23 protein-coding genes are annotated in these 25,413 nt (G+C 67.7%); 15 read left to right on the forward strand and 8 right to left on the reverse strand.

The window, feature by feature from the left end:
- Positions 1–60: 60 nt before the first annotated feature.
- Both GGD89_RS16385 and GGD89_RS16390 read right to left on the reverse strand, forming a co-directional pair.
- Complete coding sequence (locus GGD89_RS16385; RefSeq protein WP_184047432.1) at positions 61–1,491, reverse strand: sigma-54-dependent transcriptional regulator; 1,431 nt, start codon at positions 1,489–1,491, stop codon at positions 61–63.
- A gap of 74 nt (positions 1,492–1,565) precedes the next feature.
- Positions 1,566–2,105 carry an acyl-CoA thioesterase gene (locus tag GGD89_RS16390; RefSeq protein ID WP_184047434.1) on the reverse strand — a complete coding sequence of 180 codons (540 nt, stop codon included), beginning with the start codon at positions 2,103–2,105 and terminating at the stop codon, positions 1,566–1,568.
- A 183-nt stretch (positions 2,106–2,288) separates the two neighbouring features.
- Here GGD89_RS16390 and GGD89_RS16395 point away from each other — a divergent pair, with 183 nt between their 5' ends.
- From GGD89_RS16395 to GGD89_RS16415, 5 genes are all read left to right on the forward strand, one after another.
- Positions 2,289–3,035 carry a creatininase family protein gene (locus GGD89_RS16395; protein ID WP_184047437.1) on the forward strand — a complete coding sequence of 249 codons (747 nt, stop codon included), beginning with the start codon at positions 2,289–2,291 and terminating at the stop codon, positions 3,033–3,035.
- 85 nt (positions 3,036–3,120) lie between these two features.
- Positions 3,121–3,564, forward strand: coding sequence for a thiol-disulfide oxidoreductase DCC family protein (locus tag GGD89_RS16400; RefSeq protein ID WP_184047440.1), 444 nt, complete (start codon positions 3,121–3,123; stop codon positions 3,562–3,564).
- A 158-nt stretch (positions 3,565–3,722) separates the two neighbouring features.
- Positions 3,723–5,009: an O-acetylhomoserine aminocarboxypropyltransferase/cysteine synthase family protein gene (locus tag GGD89_RS16405; RefSeq protein WP_425503050.1), complete on the forward strand. Its 1,287-nt coding sequence runs from the start codon at positions 3,723–3,725 to the stop codon at positions 5,007–5,009.
- A gap of 14 nt (positions 5,010–5,023) precedes the next feature.
- The gene (hemB, locus tag GGD89_RS16410; protein WP_343058632.1) at positions 5,024–6,031 is read left to right on the forward strand and encodes a porphobilinogen synthase; all 1,008 of its coding nucleotides are present in this window, start codon (positions 5,024–5,026) and stop codon (positions 6,029–6,031) included.
- A gap of 285 nt (positions 6,032–6,316) precedes the next feature.
- A complete protein-coding gene (locus GGD89_RS16415) occupies positions 6,317–6,970 on the forward strand; it encodes a DsbA family oxidoreductase (protein WP_184047446.1) in 654 nt (217 codons plus the stop codon).
- Here GGD89_RS16415 and folK read toward each other — a convergent pair.
- A complete protein-coding gene (gene folK / locus GGD89_RS16420) occupies positions 6,945–7,487 on the reverse strand; it encodes a 2-amino-4-hydroxy-6-hydroxymethyldihydropteridine diphosphokinase (RefSeq protein WP_184047449.1) in 543 nt (180 codons plus the stop codon). The two genes, GGD89_RS16415 and folK, sit on opposite strands and share 26 nt — an antisense overlap.
- A 280-nt stretch (positions 7,488–7,767) precedes the next feature.
- On the opposite strand from folK, the gene GGD89_RS16425 reads away from it, so the two are divergent.
- Complete coding sequence (locus tag GGD89_RS16425; protein WP_184047452.1) at positions 7,768–8,403, forward strand: LabA-like NYN domain-containing protein; 636 nt, start codon at positions 7,768–7,770, stop codon at positions 8,401–8,403.
- Between the two features lie 28 nt (positions 8,404–8,431).
- Positions 8,432–9,097 carry a uracil-DNA glycosylase gene (locus GGD89_RS16430; RefSeq protein ID WP_184047456.1) on the forward strand — a complete coding sequence of 222 codons (666 nt, stop codon included), beginning with the start codon at positions 8,432–8,434 and terminating at the stop codon, positions 9,095–9,097.
- Between the two features lie 12 nt (positions 9,098–9,109).
- On the opposite strand, the gene GGD89_RS16435 is transcribed toward GGD89_RS16430, so the two are convergent.
- The 3 genes from GGD89_RS16435 to dapA form a co-directional block, all read right to left on the reverse strand.
- The gene (locus tag GGD89_RS16435) at positions 9,110–9,706 is read right to left on the reverse strand and encodes a glutathione peroxidase (protein ID WP_184047459.1); all 597 of its coding nucleotides are present in this window, start codon (positions 9,704–9,706) and stop codon (positions 9,110–9,112) included.
- A 129-nt stretch (positions 9,707–9,835) separates the two neighbouring features.
- Complete coding sequence (gene smpB, locus GGD89_RS16440) at positions 9,836–10,327, reverse strand: SsrA-binding protein SmpB (protein ID WP_246423178.1); 492 nt, start codon at positions 10,325–10,327, stop codon at positions 9,836–9,838.
- 97 nt (positions 10,328–10,424) lie between these two features.
- Positions 10,425–11,303, reverse strand: a complete 879-nt coding sequence (gene dapA / locus GGD89_RS16445; protein ID WP_184047462.1) for a 4-hydroxy-tetrahydrodipicolinate synthase — start codon at positions 11,301–11,303, stop codon at positions 10,425–10,427.
- A gap of 543 nt (positions 11,304–11,846) precedes the next feature.
- Here dapA and GGD89_RS16450 point away from each other — a divergent pair.
- The 5 genes from GGD89_RS16450 to opgC all read left to right on the forward strand — a co-directional run bounded on the left by GGD89_RS16450 (position 11,847) and on the right by opgC (position 19,470).
- Positions 11,847–13,235, forward strand: a complete 1,389-nt coding sequence (locus tag GGD89_RS16450; protein WP_184047465.1) for an AmpG family muropeptide MFS transporter — start codon at positions 11,847–11,849, stop codon at positions 13,233–13,235.
- Between the two features lie 392 nt (positions 13,236–13,627).
- Positions 13,628–15,361 carry a cation:proton antiporter gene (locus tag GGD89_RS16455; protein WP_184047468.1) on the forward strand — a complete coding sequence of 578 codons (1,734 nt, stop codon included), beginning with the start codon at positions 13,628–13,630 and terminating at the stop codon, positions 15,359–15,361.
- Positions 15,358–16,224, forward strand: a complete 867-nt coding sequence (locus GGD89_RS16460; RefSeq protein WP_184047471.1) for a universal stress protein — start codon at positions 15,358–15,360, stop codon at positions 16,222–16,224. The genes GGD89_RS16455 and GGD89_RS16460 overlap by 4 nt, the downstream gene beginning before the upstream one ends.
- A 310-nt stretch (positions 16,225–16,534) precedes the next feature.
- Positions 16,535–17,893 (forward strand): TrpB-like pyridoxal phosphate-dependent enzyme, encoded by a 1,359-nt coding sequence (locus tag GGD89_RS16465; RefSeq protein WP_184047474.1) that lies wholly within the window; start codon positions 16,535–16,537, stop codon positions 17,891–17,893.
- A 368-nt stretch (positions 17,894–18,261) separates the two neighbouring features.
- A complete protein-coding gene (opgC, locus tag GGD89_RS16470) occupies positions 18,262–19,470 on the forward strand; it encodes an OpgC domain-containing protein (protein ID WP_184047477.1) in 1,209 nt (402 codons plus the stop codon).
- A gap of 19 nt (positions 19,471–19,489) precedes the next feature.
- Here the strand turns inward: opgC and GGD89_RS16475 are convergent, their stop codons facing one another.
- A complete protein-coding gene (locus GGD89_RS16475; RefSeq protein WP_184047480.1) occupies positions 19,490–20,206 on the reverse strand; it encodes a TylF/MycF/NovP-related O-methyltransferase in 717 nt (238 codons plus the stop codon).
- Positions 20,207–20,532: 326 nt separating this feature from the next.
- On the opposite strand from GGD89_RS16475, the gene GGD89_RS16480 reads away from it, so the two are divergent.
- On the forward strand, positions 20,533–22,323 hold the full coding sequence (locus GGD89_RS16480) for a monovalent cation:proton antiporter-2 (CPA2) family protein (RefSeq protein ID WP_184047483.1): 1,791 nt from the start codon (positions 20,533–20,535) through the stop codon (positions 22,321–22,323).
- 70 nt (positions 22,324–22,393) lie between these two features.
- Positions 22,394–23,659 (forward strand): MFS transporter, encoded by a 1,266-nt coding sequence (locus tag GGD89_RS16485; RefSeq protein WP_184047486.1) that lies wholly within the window; start codon positions 22,394–22,396, stop codon positions 23,657–23,659.
- A 168-nt stretch (positions 23,660–23,827) separates the two neighbouring features.
- Here the strand turns inward: GGD89_RS16485 and GGD89_RS16490 are convergent, their stop codons facing one another.
- On the reverse strand, positions 23,828–24,409 hold the full coding sequence (locus GGD89_RS16490) for a CGNR zinc finger domain-containing protein (protein ID WP_184047488.1): 582 nt from the start codon (positions 24,407–24,409) through the stop codon (positions 23,828–23,830).
- Positions 24,410–24,526: 117 nt separating this feature from the next.
- Between GGD89_RS16490 and GGD89_RS16495 the strand changes: the two genes are divergently transcribed.
- Positions 24,527–25,393, forward strand: a complete 867-nt coding sequence (locus tag GGD89_RS16495; protein WP_184047491.1) for an alpha/beta fold hydrolase — start codon at positions 24,527–24,529, stop codon at positions 25,391–25,393.
- Positions 25,394–25,413: the final 20 nt, after the last annotated feature.

Below are 25,413 nucleotides of genomic sequence, written 5' to 3' on the forward strand. Positions count from 1 at the left end.
CCGGTCGTGACCGTGATCCCTCCGGGCCTGGATGGCCGGACGACGACCGTGACGATCAGCCTACTCCGCCGCGCCATCGCGTTCAGCCCAAACTTGGCGTTTTCGGTAAATCGTCGAGGCGCTGACCTCAAGATGCGCGGCGGCACGCGGAATGTTCCCGTCACAGGCGGCAATGGCCCGTTCGATGGCCTCCCGTTCCACCTGCCACAGGGGACGAATGGCGGCGGTGCTGCCGGTGCCGGGCGCGATGCCGGCCGACGATCCTGAAGCGTGCTGTTGGCCGGCGCCGTCAAGCGTCGGGCCGGGCGGGTCGACAGGGGCCCCCTGCCCCTCGCCCATGGCCGCGACCAGCATGCCTTCCTCGACCAGTTCGCCGTCGTTGAGCACCACCACGGTTCGGATCACGTTTTCCAACTGGCGTACGTTGCCCGGCCACAGGCAGGCCAGCAGGCGGGCTTCGGCCGCCGCCGTGAATCCCGAGAACCGCTTGCCCTCCTCCGCCGCGAAATGAACCAGCAGGGCGCGGGCGATCTCCAGGGCGTCGTCGCCCCGCTCGCGCAGCGGCGGCAGGTGGATGGGAATCACATGCAGGCGGTAATAGAGATCCTCGCGAAACCGGCCGGCCCGGACCTCGGCCCACGGGTCGCGATTGGTGGCGCAGACGATGCGGCAGGAGACCGCCTGGTCCACGTCCGCGCCGACCGGCCTTACCCGTCCCGTCTGAAGGAACCGCAGCAGCTTGGTCTGAAGGTCCGGCGGCAGTTCCCCCACCTCGTCCAGGAACAGGGTTCCACCATCGGCCCGGCTGGCGGCACCGGCGCGCGCCTGAACCGCCCCCGTGAACGCGCCCTTCACATGCCCGAAGATCTCGCTTTCCATCAGGTCGCGGGGAATGGCGCCACAGTTGATGGCCACGAAGGCGTGCTTGGCGCGGTTGCCTTGGCGATGCAGGGCCTCGGCGCAGAGTTCCTTGCCGGTGCCGCTTTCACCGGTGATGAACACCGTGGCCCCGCTGTCGGCGGCGGCCTCGATCAGCCGATAGACGCCTTGCATCGCCAGCGACGCGCCGATGAAGCGGTGGAAGGCGGGGCGCCCGGTCTCGGTCCGCAGGCGCCGCACCTCGCCTCGCAGCGACAGCCGCTCCAGCGCGTGCCGCAAGGTGAACAGCAACCGGTCCCGATCAAACGGCTTCACCAGGAAATCGTCGGCGCCGGCCCGCATCGCGGACACCGCCGTGTTCACCGAGCCATGCGCCGTGGCCACCACCACCGCCATGGGCAGGGCACGATGCCGAACCTCGGTCAGAACCTCCAGCCCGTCGATGTCCGGCAGGCGGATATCCAGCAACATCCCGCGTGGTGGTGAGGCGGCGTCCATCTGTCGCAGGGCCTCGCGCCCGGTTTCGGCGATCGTCACCGGGTAGCCCACCTCCTCCAGGATGGTGGCATAATGTCGGGCCAGCGCGCGGTCGTCCTCGACCACCAGGATCATCGTCTCTCCCCCGCATGACGGTCGTTCCGACCCTCCATGGGCACCCGGTCCGTCAGCATGACGCCGAAAGGGTTTCACAACCCAACCGGATCTTCTTGCATGTATGCCCCAAGAGCGTCGCGCACATCCATGGGCATGGGCAAGGACTTTCCCTTGGTCGTGTCGAACCACACGCACACGTTTTGCGCCTCGCCAAAACAGCGCGAGCCGATAAACAACCCCTGACCAATGACGCAAGAGGATCGCCCGAGTCGCAGAATGCGCGAGCCAATATCCACCTCGGCCGGGTAGTGCGCCTCGCCAACGAAGTCCAGTTCCAGGCGCGCGATCACCCAGCCGATCCCTCGCCCCACCGTCGAGCCGGGCTTGAGGGTTTCCAGGAGGTCCACGCGTCCCGACTCCAGATAGATGGCGAAGGAAACGTTGTTGACGTGCCCCAGGCGGTCCAAATCCTGGAAGCGCACCAGATCCCGGGTCCAGAACCGATAGCTGGCGCGCAGGCGGCCACCGGAGTCGCGAGACTCCGGCTGGGGGCGTGGACTCGGCCCACAACCGGGAGGGTCGTCCGCGCGAGACAGGCGCGCACGGGCGAAACGGAACTCGATACTGCTCATGAACGCTCCTTCTGCGGGCAACGATCTTCCGGGGGCACCGAGGGGTCCGCGCGGGACCATCCGTCGGGCGGCGGCACGCCGGACAGGGCCTGGTGTGAACCGGCCGATCAGCCCTTGCCCGCGTCGAACCATTCGATCTAGACGGGGGGCGATCCATATCACCCTTCCGGAAGGTCTCGCACCGTGCTCCTCCACCTGTCCACCTGGCCCGAGGTCGAACGCTACCTGACGCACCGTCGTGCCATTATCCTGCCCATCGGATCGACCGAACAGCATGGCCCCACCGGCCTCATCGGCACCGACATCATCACCGCCCAGGCCATCGCCGAGGAGGTCGGACAACGCACCGACACCCTGGTGGGACCCGGCATTCCGGTGGGCATGGCGCATCACCACATGGCCTTCCCGGGCAGCATGACGTTGCGCCCAAGCACCCTGGTCCAGCTGCTACGCGACTACGTGATGTCGCTGTCGGCCCATGGCTTCCGGGAGGTCCTGGTGATCAACGGTCACGGCGGCAACATCGCCTCTGTGACGGCGGCGTTCTACGAGATCTACGAGGAGATGCGGCTCGCCGGGCGGGACACCACCCCGCCCCTGCGCTGCGAGCTGTGCAACTGGTTCCTGATGCCGGCGGTGGCCGCGTTGCAGCAGGAGCTGTATGGCGAGCGCGAGGGCCTGCACGCCACGCCCAGCGAAGTGGCCGTCACCCAGTACATCCATCCCACCCGCATCAAGATCGCGCCCCTCGACCCGCATCCCGGCACGTCGTCGTCCTTCAGCGACTGGCGCGATTTCCGAACCCGGTTTCCCGACGGGCGCATGGGCTCCGATCCCTCGCTGGCCACGCCCCGGGATGGCGAGCGGTTCGTGCAAACGGCGGTGGCGGAGATCGTCGCCCGTCACGGGGACTTCCTGAACGGCGTTTGACATCCGGGCCGGAGCATGGAGGACCCCCGGGGAGGTCCCCCGGGGGTCCCTTTCCGAGGGACCCCCGCGCGCCCATATGCGCCCCATGACGACGACCACGCCCGCGCGCGACACGCCGCCCGGCGTCGCGGCCGATCCCGGCTCCGGCGCCGACCTCACCGTTTTCTACAACGGCGCCTGCCCGGTCTGCCGTACCGAGATCAACCACTACCGGCGCATCGACGCGCGCGCCGGCCTCGGGCTCGGCTGGCATGATGTCAGCGCGGGACGGGGCGCCCTGTCGGCGCACGGGATCAATGCCCGGGCCGCCACCCGCCGGCTGTACGCCATCGACGAGACCGGCCACCTGCACGCCGGGGTGGACGCCTTCGTCCAGGTGTGGCGCCGCCTGCCCCGGTATCGGTGGCTGGCCTGGCTGGTCACGCGGCCCGGGATCCGGCCGGCGGCCGGGCTGGTCTATGAAAGCGTCCTGGCGCCGGCCCTTGACCGTTGGAACCGATGGCGTCACCGTCACCAAACTCCGAGTTGATGGCGGCGGGGTATTTTCACGAATTGAATCTGCATAATTTGACATTTTACCAAAATGAAGGCGTATTTGACCTGCGTTCGAGTCATCGACTCCACGATGGTTTGATCCTGCCCGTTCCGTGACTCACGATCCCTATCCGACGGAGGCGTCCTTTGGTCCTGTCCTCGCACCATCCCGAAACCCTGGCGGTGCACGCCGGATTCCGCACCGACCCGGGCAGCCACGGCGTGACCGTGCCCATCCACCAGACCACGTCCTATCAGTTCGACAGCACCGAACACGCGGCCAACCTGTTCGCGTTGAAGGACCTGGGAAACATCTACACACGCATGATGAATCCCACCTGGGACGTGTTCGAGCGGCGGGTGGCGGCGCTGGACGGGGGCGCGGCGGCCCTGGCGCTCGCCTCCGGGCAGGCGGCCAGCACCTACTGTGTTCTCAACCTGTGCAAGGCGGGCGACAACATCGTCACCTCGACCGACCTGTACGGCGGCACCTGGAATCTGTTCGCCAACACCCTGCGGCAGATGGGAATCGAGGCCCGCTTCGTCGATCCGACCGATCCGGAGGCGTTCCGCCGCGCCGTGGACGATCGCACGCGCCTGTTCTACGCCGAGACCCTGCCCAACCCGAAGCTGAACGTGTTTCCCATCGCCGAGGTGGCGGCCATCGGCCGCGAGCTGGGCATTCCGCTGATCATGGACAACACCGCCGCGCCGGTGCTCTGCCGACCGCTGGATCATGGCGCGGCGGTGGTCATGTACTCGGCCACCAAGTACCTGGGAGGCCACGGCACCAGCATCGGCGGCGTGGTCGTCGACGGCGGCACCTTCGACTGGGAGGCCTGGGGCGAACGCTTCCCCACCTTGAACCAGCCCGATGACAGCTACCACGGCGCGGTCTGGAGCCAGGCGGCCAAGCCGCTGGGGCCCGTCGCCTTCCTGCTGCGCATGCGCGTCGTCCTGCTGCGCGACATCGGCGCGGCGCTCAGCCCGTTCAATGCCTTCCAGATCATCCAGGGCCTGGAGACCCTGCCCCTGCGCATGCGCCAGCACTGCGAGAACGCCACCATCGTCAGTCGCTTCCTGCGCGACCATCCGAAGGCCGCCCGCGTGATCCATCCCAGCCTCCAGGACGGCGAGGCACGGCGCCGCGCCGACTCGGTGCTCAAGGGGGGCTACGGCGCGCTGGTGGGATTCGAGATCGACGGCGGGGCCGACGCCGGGCGTCGCTTCATAGAAGCATTGAAGATGATTTATCACGTCGCCAACATTGGCGACGCCCGCACCTTGGCGATACATCCGGCGACCACGACACACTCGCAATTGTCGCCAGAAGACCAGCTTGCATCTGGCGTCTCACCGGGCTATGTCCGTTTGTCGATTGGAATCGAGCATCCCGACGACATTATCGCCGACCTTAGCCAGGCATTGGAGACGTCGTGAGTGGACTAGCGGTCGTGAATGGAACCGGACGGTTCCCCAGAACCCGGATGCGGCGCCTGCGGGGCGCCGCCTGGTCGCGTAACCTGGTCGCCGAAAACACCCTGAGTGTCACCGACCTGATCTGGCCGGTGTTCGTGGTGGACGGCAAGGGATGCTGTCAGGACGTGCCCTCGATGCCAGGGGTCGAGCGGCTGAGCATCGACCGTCTGGTGGACGCGGCGGGGGAAGCGTCGGCGCTCGGCGTCAAGGCCCTGGCCGTGTTCCCGTGCGTCGACCCGGCGCTGAAGACCCCGGACGGGCGCGAGGCCGCCAATCCGGACAACCTGATGTGCCGGACCATCCGGGCGCTGAAGACCGCGCATCCGGACGTCGGCCTGTTCTGCGACGTGGCCCTGGATCCCTACAATTCCGACGGTCATGACGGCATCGTCCGCGATGGCGTCATCGTCAACGACGAGACCGTGGACATGCTGGTCCGCCAGAGCCTGGTGCAGGCCGAGGCGGGCGCCGACGTGATCGCGCCGTCGGACATGATGGACGGACGCATCGGCATCATCCGCGACGCGCTGGAAGCCGCGGGTCATGACATCGTCCAGATCATGAGTTACGGCCCCAAATATGCCTCCGCCTTCTACGGCCCGTTCCGGGATGCCCTGGGATCCGACGGCGCGCTGAAGGGAGACAAGAAGACCTACCAGATGGATCCGGCCAACAGCGACGAAGCCCTGCGCGAGGTCGCCATGGATCTGGAGGAAGGCGCCGACTCCATCATGGTCAAGCCCGGCCTGCCCTACCTGGACATCGTGCAGCGGGTGCAGGAGACCTTTGCCGTGCCGACACTCGTCTACCAGGTCAGCGGCGAGTATGCGATGATCAAGGCGGCGGCGGCCAACGGCTGGCTGGACAATGACAAAGCGCTCCTGGAAAGCCTGTTGGCGTTCAAGCGGGCGGGCGCCTGCGCCATCTTCACGTACGCGGCGGTGGAGGTGGCCCGCCTCCTGAACGGTCCCGGGCAGCGCTAGTGCACTGATCCAGACAATAGATGCAGTCCGCATTCTTTTGTCTGGATCGGAAGTGCCCTAGAAACAACGTTTTGTGCAGCGACGTTTGCATTCAAGGGGGACTCCCTTGAATGCGTCTCTGCACGAGGACCACCGCGAGTCGACCGGAGCGGGGCATGTTGCTCCGGACCCACGTCGGCCGCGCGACAGTATTTGTGCTCCCGGACACGCTTGGTTTGCGTCAGGATGGACGCGCGGGTGTTTCATTTTGATCGCCCGTAATGATCGTGTCAGCGGATGGACACCATGCGCATAGACATCGTCTTCGACACCGTGTGCCCCTGGTGCTTCGTCGGTCAGCGTCGGCTTGACCAGGCGCTCGCCCAGCGCCCGGGTCTGGCGGTCGAGGTGCGCCACCATCCCTTCCTGCTCAATCCCGACATGCCGGCGGGGGGCATCGACCGGCGCCTGTACCTGGACCGCAAGTTCGGCGGCGCCCATCGGGCGCGGCGGGTGCTGGACGCGGTGACCCTGGCCGGACGCTCGGCCGGAATCGCCTTCAATTTCGAGGCCATCCGCCGCATGCCCAACTCGGTGGACAGCCATCGGCTGCTGCTGGCCGCCGGACAGGGACCGTTGGCGGGACGCCTGCTGGATACGGTGTTCCGGGCCTACTTCCAGCATGGCGAGGACATCGGCGATCGCCGGATCCTGCGGCGCCTGGCTTCCGAGGCCGGTTTGTGCGCCGAGCGGCTGGAGGCCGAACTGGGAACATCCAGCGGTGTCGTCGAGGTGATGGCGGCCAACAGCCGCGCCCATGCCATGGGTGTGGCCGGGGTGCCGACCTTCATCTTCGACCACGCCTATGCCGTGGCTGGCGCCCAGGAGCCGGACGTGCTGTTGCGGCTGATCGACCTCGCCCTGGAAACCGGGGTCAAGGTGCCGGTGACGGTGGGATAGGCGGTGGCGCAACGGCCCCCCCCGTATCGTCCGGGTCCCGCATGATGCCGTCGAGCGGGCCCAGGGCGGCGATCAACGCGGTCACCGACTGGCCCAGGATGGGGTGGCGCCACGCGGGCGCCACGTCCGCCAGCGGCAGCAGCACGAACGCACGCTGGTGCAGGCGGGGATGGGGCAACACCGGACCGGCGGCGCGCGTCATGCCGTCGACGTCCAGCAGGTCCAGGTCCAGGGCGCGGGCGGCATTCAGGGTACCGTCGCGGCGCCGTCCGAAGTCGGCCTCAACCATGTGCAGGCGGTCCATGAGGGCCTCCGGCGGTCCGTCGAAACGCACCTCGGCCACGCCGTTCACGAACCAGGGCTGGTCCGAGGGGGGCACCGGAGCGCTTCGGTACCAGGGCGAGCGGCGCGCCACCGTCACGCCCATGGCCGGCAGGCGCGCCAGGGCGGCGGCCAGCGTGTCGCGGGGCGGGCCGGCCGGGCCGGGCAGGTTGGCGCCAAGGGCGACGAGGATCATGGCGCACTCCCGGATGGAACGGACGGAACGGGCGGACACGCGGGCCTGCGCCACGCGAGGGACGCGTCACCGTCATCCGCTCCCTGTGTAACCGCGCGGCTTTCGCGCTTGCGCAACGGCTGGGAAAGCCCTAGCTTCAAATATGTCGGGCTGGTCATTCAGCGAGCAACCGGCACTTTTCTCACGAGTATTTCTCGATCATTGTCCGTGTATGCATTGACTGTACCAAGATGGTCCACATCAGCATTACCGGCGGATCGCGATATAGGGACATCATCGCATGATTTTCTATCCTCAGGAGCGGATCGGTCTCTTCATCGACGGGGCCAATCTGTATGCAGCCGCACGCGCGTTGGGTTTCGACATCGATTATAAACGTCTGCTCGACCTGTTCGCGGCGAAAGGCCGACTGATCCGCGCCTTTTACTACACGGCCCTGGTCGAGGACCAGGAGTATTCTCCGATTCGCCCCCTGGTCGACTGGCTGGATTACAATGGCTACACCATGGTCACCAAGCCGACCAAGGAGTTCACCGATGCCATGGGTCGCCGCAAGATCAAGGGCAACATGGACATCGAACTGGCCATCGATGTCATGGAGATGGCCCAGCACCTGGACCACATCGTTCTGTTCTCGGGCGATGGCGACTTCCGCCGCCTGGTGGAGGCGGTACAGCGCAAGGGTGTCCGCGTGACCGTCGTCAGTACGGTTCGGTCCCAGCCCCCCATGGTGGCCGACGAACTGCGCCGCCAGGCCGACAACTTCCAGGAATTGCAGGACCTGGAGCCCAGCATCTGCCGGGTCCAGCGGGAGCCCCGGGAACCCAGGGAGCCGCGTGGCGAGCGCCGCGAGCCGCGGGACACCGGCTCGCAACAGGTTCTGAGCAGCCAGGACGTGGACACCACCCCGCGATGACGCTGACGGCGGGCGGGGCCGCGTGACCATGCCCATCCACCAAGGTTCGCCCGACGCCCCGATGCCGGCGTCCGACTGCGCGCTGTGCCCCCGGCTGGCCGCGTTCCGGCGCGCCGCCGCCGCCGACCATCCCGACTGGTTCAACGCCCCGGTGCCATCCTTCGGGCCGGGGTCGGCGCGGTTGCTGGTGGTGGGTCTGGCCCCGGGCCTGCGGGGCGCCAATCGCACGGGACGTCCCTTCACGGGGGACTTCGCCGGGGACCTGCTGTACCGGACCCTGCTCGACCACGGTCTCGCCTCGGGCACCTACGAGGCCCGGCCGGACGACGGCCTGACCATGGTGGACACGCGCATCACCAACGCGGTCCGCTGCGTGCCGCCGGAGAACAAACCGACTCCAAAGGAGCAGGCCACCTGCCGCCCGTTCCTGGTGGCGGAACTGGCGGCCATGCCCCGGCTGGTGGTTCTGCTGGCGCTGGGGCGGCTGGCCCACGATGCCGTGCTGCGCACCCTGGGCCTGCGTCTGGCCGCCCACCCCTTTGCCCATGGCACCCGTCACGCACTGCCCGACGGGCGGGTCCTGATCGACAGCTACCATTGCTCTCGCTACAACCAGAACACGGGACGGCTCACGCCGGCCATGTTCCGGGCCGTGCTGGACACCTGCGTCGAGGCCATGGCCGGCACGGCATGATCTGGCGTCGCCTCAGTCGGTCGCCGGCCGCGGAAGCGCCTCCTCGATGGCCTTGGTCAGCTTGCCGGACTCCGGCCCCGTCGTGGACGAGAACCAGTCCAGCAGGCGACCGTCCGGGCCGACCAGATACTTGTGGAAGTTCCACTTCGGCGACCCCACGACGCCCACCTGCTCCCGCGCCCAGGCATAGAAGGGATGGGCGGCGGCCCCGATGACCCGCACCTTGGACGTCATGGGAAACGAGACGTTGAACTTGGTCGAGCAGAACGTCTTGATGCGGTCCTCGGTGTTCGGTTCCTGGCTGCCGAAGTCGTTCGACGGCACCCCCAGCACCACCAGGCCGCGCGCCTCATAACGCTCCCAAATCGCCTGCAAGCCGTCGTATTGCCGCGTCAGGCCACAGAACGACGCGGTGTTGACGACCAGCACCGCCTTGCCGGCAAACTGGCGGAAGGGCAGATCCTCGCCGTCGATGCTGGTGAAGCTGAAGTCGTGGGCGGTCTGCCCGGCGGCGCTCGCCGTATCCGGCTGGGCGGCGCCGAGGCCGACGGCGGTCAGGGCGGCGGACGCCAGCCCCCCGAGGCGACGGCCGAGGGACGGATGGGACATGAGTCGGTTCCTCCGTGGCGGCGACCGGCCGCCCCCTCTCGGGACACGCCGGTCAGTCTTGGTTGACCGGTCTTACGGACAACCGCCCCGTCCGGATCAGCCTGGACGTCCGCCCCGGCGCCCTCCCACCTACCCCTTGTCCCTGAGAATCCGCGCCTTCTGGCGGTTCCAGTCGCGTTGCTTGACGCTTTCGCGCTTGTCGACCGTCTTCTTGCCCTTGGCCAGGCCGAGTTGCAACTTGGCGATGCCCCGGCTGTTGAAGTACAGCGACAGCGGCACCAGCGTCATCCCCTCGCGGCTGACCGCGCCCAGCAGCCGGCGCACCTCGCGCTTGTGCATCAACAGCTTGCGGGGCCGTCGGGGTTCGTGAGTGAAGTGCCGGGCGTTGCCGTACTCGGGGATATGGCAATTGAACAGAAACAACTCGTCCTGCTTGCCGCCGGCATAGGACTCGCTGATGTTGGCGCGGCCCAGGCGCAACGACTTGACCTCGGTGCCGTGCAAGATCATGCCGGCCTCGAAGGTCTCATGGACGGCATACTCGTGCCGTGCCCGTCGGTTCTCGGCGACCCGTCCGGTGGCGATCATGCCGGAGCCGCGTGGTGTCTTGTCCTTGCTCATGGTCGCGCTGGTATAGGCCGCGAGGCCACGCGGGCGCAAGCCGCCAGCGCGGCCCGCCCCCATCGTCCCGCCCGCGGGCCCCGACCGGTCACTGGCGTCAGCCCAGCACCCCCACCCGGCGGAGCACCGCTTCCACGGAGTCCCGGGTGGCGTCCGAGATCGGCACCAGCGGCAGGCGCGTGGTGGGCGCGCACTTGCCCAGCAGCGCGGCGGCCGCCTTCACCGGCCCCGGGCTGGTATCGGTGAACAGGACCTGATGCAGGGGCATCAGGCGATCCCGCACGGTGGCGAAGGTCGCCAGGTCCCCGGCCCGCCAGGCCGCGTGCATCTGCGCGCACAGGGCCGGCGCCACGTTCGAGGTCACCGAGATACAGCCGTGCCCGCCCTGGGCCAGGAAAGCGGCCGCCGTGGCGTCCTCGCCCGACAGCAGGCAGAAGTCCGGGCCGATCTCCAGGCGTGTCGCCAGCGGACGCGCCAGATCGTTGGTGGAGTCCTTGACGCCGACGATATTGGGCAGCTTGGCCAGACGCGCCATGGTCGCGACCGACATGTCCACCACGGACCGGCCGGGGATGTTGTAGATGATGATGGGAATGTCGGCGGCGTCGTGGATGGCCTTGTAGTGCTGGTACAGGCCCTCCTGACTGGGCTTGTTGTAGTAGGGCGTGACCACCAGGGCGGCGTCCGCCCCGGCGCTCTTGGCATGGCGGGCGAAGTCCATGGCCTCATGGGTGGCGTTGGACCCCGCCCCGGCGATCACCGGCACGCGGCCGCCCACCGCCTCCACGCACAACTCCACGACCCGCTTGTGCTCCTCGTGGGTCAGGGTCGGGGACTCGCCCGTCGTGCCCACGGGGATCACGCCGTTCGAGCCCTCTTTGATCTGCCAGTCCACGAACGCCTGGAACGCGTCGGCGTCCACCGACCCATCGGCGGCGAACGGCGTGATGAGGGCGGTCAACGAGCCCTGGAACATGGCGGATCCTCTCCTTGGAACGAACGACAGCATACGATGCGGAACCGACCCGGATCGACGGAGACGCAAGCCGGGCGTCCCGCCACGGGGCGAGGCGGCGCGGCACATGGCGTTGGGCTCTTGTTCGCGCCCCCGCGACGGGACGCCGCCTTTGTAACACAGCGAGTCGCCGGGGCAAGGGCGGGGCGCGGGGCAACGGGCGCCGGTTGACCGGGGGCGAGGGACCCGGAGATGGAGATCCGTCGGGGGCCTCGCGCCGTCAGGATCACGCAAGGTCACAATCGGCACCCCTCATCCTGAGTCCCTGAGGGGGGCGACGACTCTCCCCCGAAACACCGCCCCGTGGCCGGGGTTGGCCGGAGCCCGTCACGGTCGCACCGCCGAAGCTCCGCTTGCCACGCGCCGCCTCGCCCCGGATGATGGCCCCTGGTGTTTTGATCTGTCCCCCGTGCCCCGTGACGTCCCGGGTCACGGCGTGTCGTCGCTTTCGCGGCGCCGGCGCCTGCGCGCCGGCCGATCCTTCTGGCTGAGAGACGCCCGACCGTGACCCCTCCCACGACCGCCGCCGTCCGCGACTGGTGGAGCAGCCTCGCCGTCTACCGCGACATCCGCGTCATTCGGGTGCTGTTCCTGGGCTTCTCCAGTGGCCTCCCCCTGCTGCTGGTGTTCTCCACCCTCTCCTACTGGCTGGCGGAGGCCGAGGTCTCCAAGACCGCCATCGGTCTGTTCGCCTTCGCCAGCACCGCCTACGGCTTCAAGTTCCTGTGGTCGCCGCTGGTGGACCGGCTGGCGCTGCCGCCGCTGACGACCTGGCTGGGGCAGCGGCGGGGCTGGCTGATCGCCGCGCAGGCGCTGGTCATCGGCTGCATGCTGGGGCTGGGGGCCACCGACCCGACCACCGACCTGTGGTGGACCGCGGTGTGGGCGGTGCTGCTGGCCTTCGCCTCGGCCACGCAGGACATCGTCATTGACGCTTACCGCGTGGAAAGCCTGGAGGAACACCAACTGGGCGCCGGCGCCGGGACCATCGTGCTGGGCTATCGCATCGGCATGGTGGCGGCCAGCGGCGGGGCGCTGATCATCGCCGACATGGCCGGCTGGTTCTGGGCCTATGCGGCCATGGGTGGGCTCATGGCCGTGGGCATGACCACCGTCCTTCTGAGCCCCGAGCCCGACCGCGCCGCCGCCACCGCCTCCGCGCGGCGGGAAGAGACGCGGGTCGATGCCTTCCTGGCGCGGCGCGCTCACATGCCCGCGTGGGCCCGCGACACCCTGGGATTCCTGTACGGCGCGGTGGTCTGCCCGTTCGTGGACTTCATGACGCGACGCCACTGGATCCTGATCCTCGTGTTCATCGCGCTCTACAAGTACGGCGACGCGCTGTTGGGTATCATGGCCATGCCGTTCTACGAGGACATCGGCTTCACCAAGACCGAGGTGGGCGTGATCTCCAAGGGCTACGGCGTGGTCATGACCATCATCGGCGGTCTGGCCGGGGGGGTACTGGTGGCCCGTGCCGGGCTCCTCAAGGCGCTGCTGATCTGCGGCATCGCGCAGGCGGCCTCCAACCTGGTGTTCGCATGGCAGGCCTATGTGGGCGCGGACGTGGGCTGGCTGGTGGTCACCATCAGCGTCGAGAACCTGACCGGCGGCATGGGCACGGCGGCCTTCGTCGCCTATCTGTCGTCGCTGTGCAACATCGCCTACACGGCCACGCAATACGCCCTGGTCTCCAGCCTGATGAGCTTCGCGCGCACCTTCTTCTCGGCGGGCGGCGGCTGGCTGGCGGATCACGTGGACTGGGTCAGCTACTTCCTGATCACCACGCTCGCAGCCGTGCCCGGGCTGGTGCTGCTGCTGTGGATGATGAAGCTGTTCCCCAGCGATGTCCGCCGGGCCGATCCCAGGGACGCGCTGGCGGACAGCGACTAAGGCACTGATCCAGACGAAAGATGCAGTCCGCATTCTCTTGTTTGGATCGAAAGTGCACTAAAAACAACGTCTTGCGCAGCGACGCCTTCAAGGGGGACTCCCTTGAAGGCGTCGCTGCGCAAGGGCCTGAAACGTGCAACACCCGTCACCCGCGCGGCGGGTGTTGGGTTTCCGCGCGCTTGCGTCATGGGTTCGACCGATTTCGGGCGCGGAAGGACCGGCTTCAGTTGTCAGGGGGTCCACCGCGATCCAAGATGGATCGAACGGTCACGTCGCATGCCCAACGTCCGGGTCATGCGACTTTGACGCGGGCAGGGACTCGCGCGCCAACCATGGGGCGCAGAGGCAGGGGGAATGCCGACACCCTTTTCGACCAAGAGAGGTGCCATCCAATGATCGAGTCTCTTTTTGCAGAGAATGTCTTCATTGAACTGGCGGTCATCCTCTTGTTTTCAACGGTCATTGCCGCCGTCGGCCTGTTTCTTCACCAGCCCCTGATCGTCTCGTTCCTGGCCGCCGGTATCCTCGCCGGGCATTCGGTGTTCGGGCTGGTGCATTCCGAGGAACAAATCGCCGTCCTGGCCGAATTCGGCATCGCCCTTCTTCTCTTCGTCGTCGGCCTGAAGCTGGATCTCGGCCTCATCCGAACCGTAGGGCGGGTCGCCCTGGTCACCGGGCTCGGCCAGGTGCTGTTCACCTCCGTGATCGGCTTCGTGATGTGCCTGGGCCTGGGATTCGAGCCCCTGCCCAGCGCCTACATCGCCGTGGCCCTGACGTTCTCGTCCACCATCATCGTCGTCAAGCTGTTATCCGACAAGGGCGAGATCGATGCCCTGCACGGCCGGGTCGCGCTCGGCTTCCTGATCGTGCAGGACATCGTCGTGGTGCTGGTCATGATCGGCCTGTCGTCGATGGGCGTTGGCGACGGCGACGGGGACCGCTCCGTGATCCTGGCCTGGGTCCTGGTGGTGCTGAAAGGGGGGCTGTTCCTGGCCGGCATCGCCGTGTTCATGCGTCTCCTGGCCGACCGGGTGCTGCGCCGGCTGGCCCACTCCCCGGAGTTGCTCGTGCTGTTCGCGGTGACCTGGGCCGTCACCCTGGCGTCATTGAGCGAGACGATGGGCTTCAGCAAGGAAATGGGCGCCTTCCTGGCCGGGGTCAGCCTGGCCTCCACGCATTATCGCGAGGCGATTGGCGCGCGTCTGGTCAGCCTGCGGGACTTCCTGTTGCTGTTCTTCTTCATTCACCTGGGAAGCGGCCTGGAGATGGGCCTGATCGGAGCCCAGATGTGGCCGGCCGTGTGGCTGTCCCTGTTCGTCCTGATCGGCAATCCTGTGATCGTGCTGATCCTGATGGGGGTGATGGGCTATCGCAAGCGGACCGGGTTCCTGGCCGGGCTGACCGTGGCGCAGATCAGCGAGTTTTCCCTGATCTTCGCCGCCCTGGGCCTGTCGCTGGGACACATCGGGCTGGAGCACGTGGGGCTCATCACCCTGGTCGGCCTGATCACCATCGGCCTGTCCACCTACATGATCATCTATTCCCAGGCCCTGTACGCGCGCCTCGACCCCCTGCTGGGGCTGTTCGAGCGACACAATCCGGTGCAGGAACAGGCCCTTGAGGACCGGCTGTCCGAAAACCAGACCTTCGACGCCATCGTCATCGGGCTTGGCCGGTTCGGCAGCAACATCGCGCGGGGGCTGCGTCAGGAGGGGTGGACCGTGTTGAGCATCGACTTCGATCCCCAGATGGTCCGGCAGGCCCGCAAGCAGGGACACCCGGTCCTGTTCGGAGACGTCACCGATCCGGAGTTCATCCGGGACCTGCCCCTGCGTCCGAAGCAATGGATCATCAGCGCCTTCCGGGTCCGCCAGGAGGGCGCGGCCGGCACCAACACCGTGCTGACCCTGTTGAAGACCCTGAAGGATCAGGGATACCCCGGACAGATCGCGGTCACCGCTCAACAACCCTCGGAAGTCATCACATACAGGGGTCACGGCGCTGATCTGGTGCTGTTGCCGTTCGCCGACGCCGCGCGTCACGCGGTGGCCAAGCTGACACGGGACACCAGGGACGATGCATTCCGTTTCCTGGACATGGGGGGTGTCCCGGAGGCCGAGCGATGACCACACCCGACCCGCTGTACGACGATCCCGAACCCTATCTGCGCTGCCTCGTGGCCACGGACCTGTCCGCGCGTGGCGACCGGGCCCTGGTGCGCGCGTTCCGCCTGGTCTCCAGAGGGCAAGGGCTGGTGACGATTCTTCACGTCGTGGAGGACACGTATCCAAAAGATATCCTCAAGAGGATAAAGGAAGACGTCCATATCCACCTGCGACAACAGATCATGTACATGCCAGAGTCACAGGGCATCTACTACCGGATAGAAGTGATGTCCGGGCATGACTGTGATATCATCAACGAGAGATCCGTTAATCATGACATGATCGTTCTGGGGGGACGCCGGGAGCCCAAGCTTCAGGACTATGTGCTCTCGTCAACAGTCCAGCGCGTCGTTCGTGGCGCCTCCGTCCCGGTCCTGGTCGTCAAGACACCCTACAGGGGGCCCTATGGCCTCGCCCTGGCCGGCCTTGATGAGCACCCCGAGGCCATGCGGGCCCTGGCCTTCGCCCTGACGACCTGTCCGGAAGCGAGGGTCGTGGCGTTTCACGCGATCGACTTGCCCACGTCCGGCGCGCGGTCCGAGGACACCACCGTCGACGACGACAGCGGTGTGCACGACCACATGACGGACTGGTTCGCACCCTTCCTGCGTCGCCTGGAGGCCCTGCCCGGCTTCCGGGACCGCGGCCGGGTGCAGGGCGTGATCGGCTCCGGTCCCGAGGCGCTGGACCGCCTCTGCCGGGACAAGGCGCCGGACCTGCTGCTGTTCGGCCGACCCCATCGCAACCGGTCCTTCTTCTTCGGCGAGGATCTGCCCGGCTACGCCCTCATGACCAAGACGCACGATATTCTGATCGTGCCGTGATCCGGATCGTATGCCCCCCGCCGCGCTCCCGTGAGGAACCGGCCGCCGGTAGGCCGCCCCGGGCCTCGCCTCGTCCGCTCCCCCTTGGCATGGCCCCGATCCGGGGAGTAGAACGGCGCGGCCGGTCCCTGCGCCCGTCACAGGCCACGCCACCGGCCATGAACCGCACCCGGTGCGGCGACGCCGCCAAGGGCTCATCCCTGATGGCCTGGGTCGTTGCACATGATCTTGAATTGAGGGCCCTGATCCAGACAAACGCGTGCAGACGGCATTGTTTGTCTGGATCAGAGCACCAGGGGGAGCCGCCAAGATGAGTGAGAGCACCAAGTACCTGCTTGATGAAGAGCACCTGCCCAAGGCCTGGTACAATCTGGCCGCCGACCTGGAGGCACCCGCCCCACCGGTCAACCCCGGCACGGGCCAGCCGATGGGGCCGGACGACCTGACGCGGTTGTTCGCGACGGGCGTCGTCGAGCAGGAAATGAGCACCGAGCGCTGGATCGACATCCCCCAACCGGTCCGCGAGGTCTACCGCCTGTGGCGACCGTCGCCGTTGATCCGCGCCCGACGGCTGGAAAAGGCCCTGGATACCCCCGCGCGCATCTTCTTCAAGTACGAGGGCGTCAGCCCCGCCGGCAGCCACAAGCCCAACTCGGCCATCGCCCAGGCGTTCTACAACCAGCAGGACGGTGTGAAACGGCTGGTGACCGAGACCGGCGCGGGGCAGTGGGGCAGTTCGCTCGCCTTCGCCGGTGACCTGTTCGATCTCGACGTGCGGGTCTACATGGTGAAGATCTCCTTCAATCAGAAGCCCTACCGCCGGGCGCTGATGGAGACCTATGGCGCCACCTGCATCGCCAGCCCGTCCTCCGAGACCGCCGCCGGCCGCGCCATCCTGGAGGCCAACCCCGACTCCAACGGCTCCCTGGGTATCGCCATCTCCGAGGCCGTGGAAATCGCCGCCAGCCGCGACGACACCAAGTACGCCTTGGGCAGCGTGATGAACCACGTCTGCCTGCACCAGACCATCATCGGCGAAGAGGCCATGATGCAGATGGAGATGGCCGACGCCGACCCGGACATCGTCATCGGGTGTGTGGGTGGTGGCTCCAACTTCGCCGGCCTGGCCTTCCCCTACATGCGCGAGAAACTGAAAGGCAAGGCGGTCCGCTGCATCGGTGTCGAGCCCACGTCTTGCCCGACGCTCACCAAGGGCGCGGTGGCCTATGACTTCGGCGACACCGGCAAGCTGACCCCGCTGGTGCGGATGCATACCCTCGGCTCCGGCTTCATGCCGCCGGGCACGCACGCGGGCGGCCTGCGCTATCACGGCATGGCGCCCATGGTCAGCCTGGCCATGGAAAAGGGGCTGATGGAGGCCCGCTCCTACCAGCAGACCGAGTGCTTCGCCGCCGCCGTGACGTTCGCCCGCAACGAGGGCATCGTGCCCGCGCCGGAATCCTCGCACGCCATCAAGGCGGTCATGGACGAGGCCCTGCGCTGCAAGGCCGAGGGCAAGGCCGATACCATCCTGTTCAATCTGTCCGGCCACGGGCATTTCGACATGCAGGCGTACACCGACTACTTCGGCGGCAAGATGACCGACACGCCGTTCGATCAGGCGGCGCTCGACGCGTCGCTGGCCACGCTTCCCAAGGTGGCCGTCTAGACCGGTGGCGCCGGCGGACGGGGCGACGGGGCCCCGTCCGTGCCCGCGCGGACACCACGGAAGGTTCTCCACGACATCGTCATGCGATCCGGCGAAACGGCCCGATCGCATGACGATCGGACTCGACAGGATCATCAAGACGAAGGATATCTGTGGTCTTTGTCGCGAGGCGCGTGTACGCGACCTCGATCCGAGCGAAGGGTTACCCCCCTGTTTCGGGCTGGCGCGTCCTGGGGCGCGTGCCTTGTCCAAGGAACACCACCATCATACGGCCGCCGGAACCAGGGGGACCAAACCGGTCCGAGCGCTTGTCTGGAAAGCGCTGGTCACACCCCATGCGGCATGCTTGATCGGAAGCGAAACACGACATGGTGCTGCGCTCGTCGCGATGGTCCGGACAGCCTTCTCCGCACGCGAACCCCTCGGACACGACGCGTCGGGATCTCGCGCTGGACGCCATCAGGGGCATCTTCATTGTCATTCTGACGGTCGACCACATGCATGGGCTTATCGTGAAGCTCACGTGGCAGACGTTCGGCTTCGTGACCGTGCTCCCGGGGTTTCTTTTCATTTCCGGGTACATTGTCGCGAGGGCATACGGCGGCGCGATCCTGAAGCATGGGATACTGGTCGGGATTCGACGAATATTCTATCGAGTCATACAAATATACATCTGGCACATCGCTTCGGTCACGGTCGTAATTGGCGGCACTATATTTTTATTGCCGTATGTCGAACATCTTCACGAAGGCATAGCCAACCTGGAAACATTTCTGTCGGCTGCACTTCTGACTGAATTAAGCGTATATTTCAATATCATCCCATTATACATATTATTTCTGGTGATGGCCGGTTTCCTTTTGATCTTTTGTTTGAAGTCACCGGGTCTGGTGGCGCTGATCGGCCTGTCCGTCTGGCTGGCGTCCGACATCATTCCGCAAGAGCTTCACCCCTGGGGCGAAAGCGCGCTGTTGAAGCCCCTCTACTGGCAGGCCGTGTTCACCCTGGGTCTGTCGCTCGGCCTGTTTCACATGCAGGGGCGCGTGGTGTCCCTGCCGGCGTGGGTGTACGGCCTGGCGGCCGTGCTGGCCGTTCTGTTCTTCTGTATCCGCTGGAACGTGATCGATGTCGGCAGCGTCTCCCTCCGCCACGCGCTGTTCCATCGGGACCGGCTGGAGATCGGCCGCCTGCTGAACATCCTCTGTGTCTTTCTGCTGTTTTCGCTGATCCTGCCGACACTGCGGCCGTGGTTGCGGTGCAGGAAGGTCCTTGTGATGATCGGGCAGAACAGCCTGATCGCTTTCAGCCTACAGATCGTGATCGTGTACTATCTGAAGGTCGTGCGCGGGGGGCTTGCGTTTCATGAACACCCTTGGGTCCAGGCGCTGGCGGACCTGGACGTCAATTGGGTCTTCCTTCTGTATCTCCTTGTCTTCGACATCCTGAGTATCGCCCTTGTGATCCTGGCCACGGCCCTGGCCGTGCGGACCATGAAAGCCGGCCGCGCGTTGTCCTGGCGCGTTCGTCGCGTCGGCCGCGCGGCCCAGCCCGGTCCGGCCGGATCGGGCGACGATTGACGCACCGCGCCGCCACCCCTCAGACCTTGAATACCACGCCCTGCGCGGCCTCGCCGGCGTAGAGGATCCGCACGGTTTCGGGCCGGTCGGCGAAGAACGGGTCGGCCGCCCGGCGCACGCCCGGATTCACGTCCACGCACGGCCAGATCTCCGGCGCCGCGTAGTCCATCAGCAGCAGCGCCGCGCCGGACGCCAGGCGGGGATAGACATGCTCCAGGCATCGGCGGACGACACGGGCATGATCGTCCGGATCGCCACCGAAGCCGCAATCGATGTGGGCGAAGGCGATGGTGTCCGGCAGGGCGTCGGGCAGCGTCTCGTCGAAGGCCCCCGCGTGCACCTCTGGCACGGGCAGGTGGCGCGCCCGGAAGTTCTCCTCCAGGACCGCGCGCACCGGCCGGTCCAGATAGAACGGCACCGCGAAGCTGTCATACAGATGCATCGGCCGGGGGGGCTGCCCCTCGTCCTGATTGATCGTCTGGATCATGGCCGCCGTCTCGCCCACGAAGCAGCCCAGTTCCACGAACGCCCCCGGCACGCCGGCGCGCAACACCTGGCTGACCAGATGATAGATGTTGATGCGCTGGTCCTGGTTGGTCATGTCGTGCCAGGAGTCCAGCGGCTCCACGAGGCGCGCCCGCACCCCCAGCGTCTCCAGCAGGCGGTTGGCCAGGGCGACCTTGCGCGACGGCTTGTTCCAAGGGAACAGGGTGGCGATGTAGGTGTTGGTCCGCACGAGGCCCTCCCGAATCCGGTAACACGATCGGCGCGCGTCCCCACTGTGCCATGGGCCAGGGGCGGCGCGCACCCCGTCGCGGATCATGGGACGGCGGCCACCAAGACGGCCGTGCGGGTGCATGGCGCGGCCAATGGGCATGCCCAGGGCGTGGTGATCGACCCGGTTCGGGCGCGGTGCCCCCCGGTGCGTCCGAACGCCGGCAGCACGCGTGACGTGTCAACCGTCTGGTCCCGCTCTGCTCGGCCGGTTAGACTCGGGGGAACGACGACGCGGGTTCGCCGGGCTCACCGGACCGGTGGCGCGGAAACGGGAGGACGACACGGGTGCTTCATGTCACGGCGATCGACATCCTGGCCTTGCTGGCCTGCGCCATCGTGTTCGTCACGATCTTCCAGCGCCTCGGCCTGGGCTCGGTTCTGGGCTACCTCACGGCGGGGTTGTTGATCGGACCCTGGGGCGTGGGCCTGATCGTCGAGGGCGAGGGCCTGTTGCACTTCGCCGAACTGGGCGTGGTCTTCCTGCTGTTCCTGATCGGGATCGAGTTGCGGCCGGCGCGCCTGTGGATGTTGCGGCGGGACGTGTTCGGCCTGGGCTCGGCCCAGGTCATGCTCTCCGGTCTGGTGCTTGGCGGCATCGCCTGGACCTGGGGGCTGGCCCCGGGAGCGGCGGTGATCGTCGGCTTCGGTCTGGCGCTGTCGTCCACCGCCATCGTGCTGCAAATCCTCGCCGACCGGAATGAGCTGGGCACCCGCCACGGCCGCAGCGTTTTTTCCATTCTGCTGTTGCAGGATCTGGCCGTCGTCCCGCTGCTGGCCCTGGTCTCCATCCTGTCGACCAGTTCCGACGCCGGCGAGGGCTGGGAGGCGGTCGCCCTCGACGTGGGTCTGGCGGTGGCCGCCATCCTAGGCGTCATCCTGGGCGGCCGGTTCCTGTTGCGCGGCCTGTTCCGCGCCGTGGCCGGGGCACGCAACCACGAGGTCTTCGCCGCGCTGAGCCTGCTGATCGTGCTCGGCGTCGCCTACCTGATGCAGGCGGTGGGGCTGTCCATGGCCATGGGCGCCTTCATGGCGGGCCTGCTGCTGGCCGAGTCCGAATTCCGCCACCAGGTGCGCGCCGATATCGAGCCGTTTCGCGGATTCCTGCTGGGCCTGTTCTTCATGGCCGTGGGCATGAGCATGGACTTCGGCACCGCCATGGCAGCGGGGCCGATGGTGATCATGCTGGTGCTCGGCCTGCTGCTGATCAAGGTGACCCTGCTCTACGGACTGACACGCCGCTTCGGCCTGGGCCGGGACGACGCCATCCGGGCCTCGGTGCTGCTGTGCCAGGGCGGCGAGTTCGGATTCGTGCTGTTCACCCTGGCGGCGTCGACCGGCCTGCTGGACCGCGCCACCGCGCAGATTCTGATCCTGACCGTGTCGATCACCATGGCGTTGACCCCGCTCATGGTGAAGGCCCTGCCGCTGCTGATCCCGCGCCGGCCGGACCGGGCCATGCGCGCGCTGGCGCCGCAAGGGGGCGCGTCCGGTGAGGCGTCCGGGCCGGGGGGACCGGTCATCATCGCCGGGTACGGCCGCGTCGGGCAGACCGTGGCCCGCCTGATGGAGGCCGCCGACATCCCCTACCACGCCCTCGACCTCCAGGCCGACCGTGTCTCGCGCGCGCGCCGGGACGGTCAGCGCGTCTACTACGGCGACGCCAGCCGGGGCGATGTGCTGCGGGGCGCCGGCCTGGACGATGCCCGCGCCGTGGTCATCACCCTGGACCAGCCGGATCATGCCGAACGCGCCGCCGCAGCGGTGCGTCGTATTCGCCCCAACGTGCCGGTGTTCGCCCGCGCCCGCGATCCCGTCCACGCCGCCGAACTGGCCCGCCACGGGGTCACGGCCAGTGTCTCCGAGGCCCTGGAATCGAGCCTGCAACTGGGGGCGCTGCTGCTGCGTGACGCCAAGCAGACGCCGCAGGATGTCGATCGCCTGCTCGGCGATCTGCGCGCCGAGTGCCTTGCCAGCGGAACGGCGGTCCCGCCGCCCGTGCGGGCGGTGGTGGCCGGTGGCGCCGATCCGGCACAGGGCGCGCTCACGCCCGAGGCCCGCCCGCTTACCGGTGCTTGACCGATCTCCCCAATCTGGCAACTATACGGCAATGGATACAACTCAGCCTAGCCGGCGGGGCTCGCCTCCGGTGCCGCCCGCCCTACCCTGGATCATGTGGGGCCTCGGCGCCCTGTTCTATTGCTACGGGTTCTTTCAGCGCACGTCCCCAAGCGTCATGGTGGACGAGCTGATGCGCGAGTTCGCCGTGGGCGCGACCCTGGCCGGCACCCTGTCGGGCCTGTACTTCTATACCTACGCGGGGCTCCAGATCCCGGTGGGCCTGATCCTGGATCGATTCGGCCCGCGCCGGGTGCTGGCGGTCAGTTGCGCCCTGGCCGGCGCCGGGAGCGCGCTGTTCGCCCTGGCCGACAGCCTGATGATGGCCTATGCCGGACGCCTGATGATCGGTGGCGCGGTGGCCTTCACCTGGGTGGGGGCGCTTCTGATCATCTCGCGCTGGTTCCCGTCGGGGCGCTTCGCCATGATCTCCGGCCTGACCCTGGCCCTGGGCATGGCCGGTGGCGTCGGCGGCCAGGCCCCCCTGGCGTTGCTGATCGCCGAGGTCGGCTGGCGCGGCGCCCTGGGGATCGCCGCCGCGCTGGCCCTGGTGCTGGCGGCGCTGATCGCGCTGGTCGTGCGCGACCACGGGCCTTTCCTGGCGCGCCCGGACCCGGCCACGCCCGAAGCCCCCAGAAAGGGGCTGGTGGCCGGACTGGCCCGGGTGTTGCGCAATCCGCAAACCTATACCGTCGGCCTCTATGGGGCGGCCCTTACCTCTCCCATGCTGGCCTTCGCCGGCCTGTGGGGCGTGCCCTACCTGGAACGGCTCCATGGCGTCGAGCGCGAGGTCGCCGCGCTGGCCACCTCGGCCATGATGATCGGCTGGGCCATCGGCGCGCCGCTGATGGGCTGGCTGTCCGACCGCCTGCGCCGGCGGCGGCGCGTCATGCTGCTGGCCTCCAGCGGATCCCTTCTGACCCTGGCCGCCGCCCTGTACGCGCCGGGCCTGCCGTTCGAGGCGGTGGCGGTGCTGCTGGTCGCCAATGGCGTGTTCGGCGGCGGCATGGTGTTGTGTTTCGCCGCCGGGCGCGAGCACAATCCCGCCTGGGCGGCCGGTGCCGCGCTGGGCGTGGTCAACATGCTCGCCATGTCGAGCGGCGCCATCTTCCAGCCGCTGCTGGGGTGGCTGCTGGACCAGGGCTGGGATGGGGTGATGGAAGCCGGGCGGCGGGTCTATTCGGCCGCGGCCTTCCAGGACGCGGTCTGGGTGCTGGTGCTCATGCAGGGCGTCGCCGTGACCGCCGCCCTGCTGACCCGCGAGACCCATGGCCGGCCCCGCGCCGAAGACACCTGAGCACGGCCGGCGCCAGGCTCTCAGGCGGGCACGTCGCCCTTGCCGCCGTCCCTGGCGAACACCGGGGCGCCGGTCATGACCGGACCCTCCCTCTCGCTGCTGGATGGCGGCGACTGTACATCGGTCGCATCCGTAACGGAATTGCCGCCCTATCGTCCTGGCGGCCCGCTACGCCCGCGCCCGGAAGCGCTCCGCCTTGGCCCGGTTGCCGCACCCGCTCATGCGGCACCAGCGCCGGCCCCGACCGCGCCCATGATCCAGGTAGAGCCCGGTGCACCGCCCGCATTCCCGCACGCGGGCCAGTTCCGGGCTCGCCAGCAGGGCCGCCAGGGTCAGCGCCAGACGGGCGCGAATCAGGTCGGCGCCGGCGCGGTCCAGCCCGATCCGCCAGCGCGCGACCCGCGACTCGATGCCGAGCGCCGCCAGGCCATGGGCCCCGGCGATGACCGCCGAGACGGCCCGCGCATCCTCGGGCGCCGGAGCGGCGTCCCCGGCCACGGCGCTGAGCAGGCGCCACACGGCCTCGCGGAAGGCCACCAGGTCGCCGAGCGCCCGGTCCGCGTCGGAGACCTCCGCCAGGGCCTCGGCCTCGGTCGTGGTGATCACCTCGGCTTCGACCGCCCAGGCCACGGCAATCGGCCAGTCCGGCAAGGCGTCGCGGTCCCGCGTCTTGCCCTCGTCATTGACCGTATTCACGAAGTCCAGGGCCACGTGCCCCCCGAAAAACCCCGTGCGTTGCCAGGCATGCATGTCGAAACGGCCCTCCCGCGTCCGCTGCAACCTTTTCTACCCAAAAAAACGGTTGTCGGCCAGATCTCCCGGTTATAACCTATAAATCGTCAATAACGGTTATGGAGAGAGCGTGCCATGCTGCCGATGACAGAGACCTTTGTTCACAAGGGGCAGGCCGTCGCCTGGGGATGCATGGGCGACGGAGACCCGCTGGTTCTGGTGCATGGGTTCCCCTGGTCGGCCCAGGCATGGCGGCGCGTGGCCCCCGCCCTGGCCACCCGGCACACCGTCTACTGGTTCGACATGATCGGCTGCGGCCGGTCGGACAAGCACGACGGCCAGGACGTCTCCCCGGCCGTGCAGAGCACCCTGCTGACGGCGCTGCTGCGGCATTGGGGATTGGAACACCCCCATGTGGTGGGTCACGACTTCGGCGGTCTGGCCGCCCTGCGCGGATACGTCATGGACGGCGCGCGCTATGGCCGCCTGACCCTGATGGACGCCGTGGCTGTGTTGCCGTCGGGATCGCCCTTTTTCGCCCACGTGCGCCACCACGAGGCCGCCTTCGCCGGCCTGCCGCCCTATGCCCACGAGGCGCTGTTCCGCGCCTACATCGGCCAGGCGGCGGCCCGGCCACTGTCCGACGAGGCGGTGGCGATCTACGGTCAGCCCTGGCGCGGCACGCTCGGCCAGGCCGCCTTCTACCGCCAGATCGCCCAGGCCAGCGAGCGCGCCATCGCCGAGGCGCAATTGCGCTACGGGCCTCTTGGATGCCCGGTGGACCTGCTGTGGGGAGAGGACGACACCTTCATCCCCGTCGCCCAGGGAGACCACCTCGCGGACATGCTCGGCGTGGACCGCCCCGCCCGCGTACCCGGCGCCGGGCACATGATCCTGGAGGATGCCCCCGAGGCCGTGGTGGCGGCGCTGCTAGAGTGCTCTGGGGTCGGGTTGAGTCGCCAGGGATTCCCATGGGATCGATTTTATGATTCAACGGACTGACCGTTAGGAGGTCGGTCCGC

Source organism: Roseospira visakhapatnamensis (assembly GCF_014197915.1).
Lineage (GTDB): Bacteria > Pseudomonadota > Alphaproteobacteria > Rhodospirillales > Rhodospirillaceae > Rhodospira > Rhodospira visakhapatnamensis.

Coding starts and splice junctions, on each gene's coding strand:
- GGD89_RS16425 (WP_184047452.1), top strand. CDS start 7,768: ATGATTTTCTATCCTCAGGAGCGGATCGGTCTCTTCATCGACGGGGCC.
- GGD89_RS16465 (WP_184047474.1), top strand. CDS start 16,535: ATGAGTGAGAGCACCAAGTACCTGCTTGATGAAGAGCACCTGCCCAAG.
- dapA (WP_184047462.1), bottom strand. CDS start 11,303: ATGTTCCAGGGCTCGTTGACCGCCCTCATCACGCCGTTCGCCGCCGAT.
- GGD89_RS16390 (WP_184047434.1), bottom strand. CDS start 2,105: ATGAGCAGTATCGAGTTCCGTTTCGCCCGTGCGCGCCTGTCTCGCGCG.
- smpB (WP_246423178.1), bottom strand. CDS start 10,327: ATGAGCAAGGACAAGACACCACGCGGCTCCGGCATGATCGCCACCGGA.
- GGD89_RS16495 (WP_184047491.1), top strand. CDS start 24,527: ATGCTGCCGATGACAGAGACCTTTGTTCACAAGGGGCAGGCCGTCGCC.
- GGD89_RS16460 (WP_184047471.1), top strand. CDS start 15,358: ATGACCACACCCGACCCGCTGTACGACGATCCCGAACCCTATCTGCGC.
- GGD89_RS16490 (WP_184047488.1), bottom strand. CDS start 24,409: ATGCATGCCTGGCAACGCACGGGGTTTTTCGGGGGGCACGTGGCCCTG.
- GGD89_RS16400 (WP_184047440.1), top strand. CDS start 3,121: ATGACGACGACCACGCCCGCGCGCGACACGCCGCCCGGCGTCGCGGCC.
- GGD89_RS16455 (WP_184047468.1), top strand. CDS start 13,628: ATGATCGAGTCTCTTTTTGCAGAGAATGTCTTCATTGAACTGGCGGTC.
- GGD89_RS16435 (WP_184047459.1), bottom strand. CDS start 9,706: ATGTCCCATCCGTCCCTCGGCCGTCGCCTCGGGGGGCTGGCGTCCGCC.
- folK (WP_184047449.1), bottom strand. CDS start 7,487: ATGATCCTCGTCGCCCTTGGCGCCAACCTGCCCGGCCCGGCCGGCCCG.
- GGD89_RS16415 (WP_184047446.1), top strand. CDS start 6,317: ATGCGCATAGACATCGTCTTCGACACCGTGTGCCCCTGGTGCTTCGTC.
- opgC (WP_184047477.1), top strand. CDS start 18,262: ATGGTGCTGCGCTCGTCGCGATGGTCCGGACAGCCTTCTCCGCACGCG.
- GGD89_RS16430 (WP_184047456.1), top strand. CDS start 8,432: ATGCCCATCCACCAAGGTTCGCCCGACGCCCCGATGCCGGCGTCCGAC.
- GGD89_RS16385 (WP_184047432.1), bottom strand. CDS start 1,491: ATGATCCTGGTGGTCGAGGACGACCGCGCGCTGGCCCGACATTATGCC.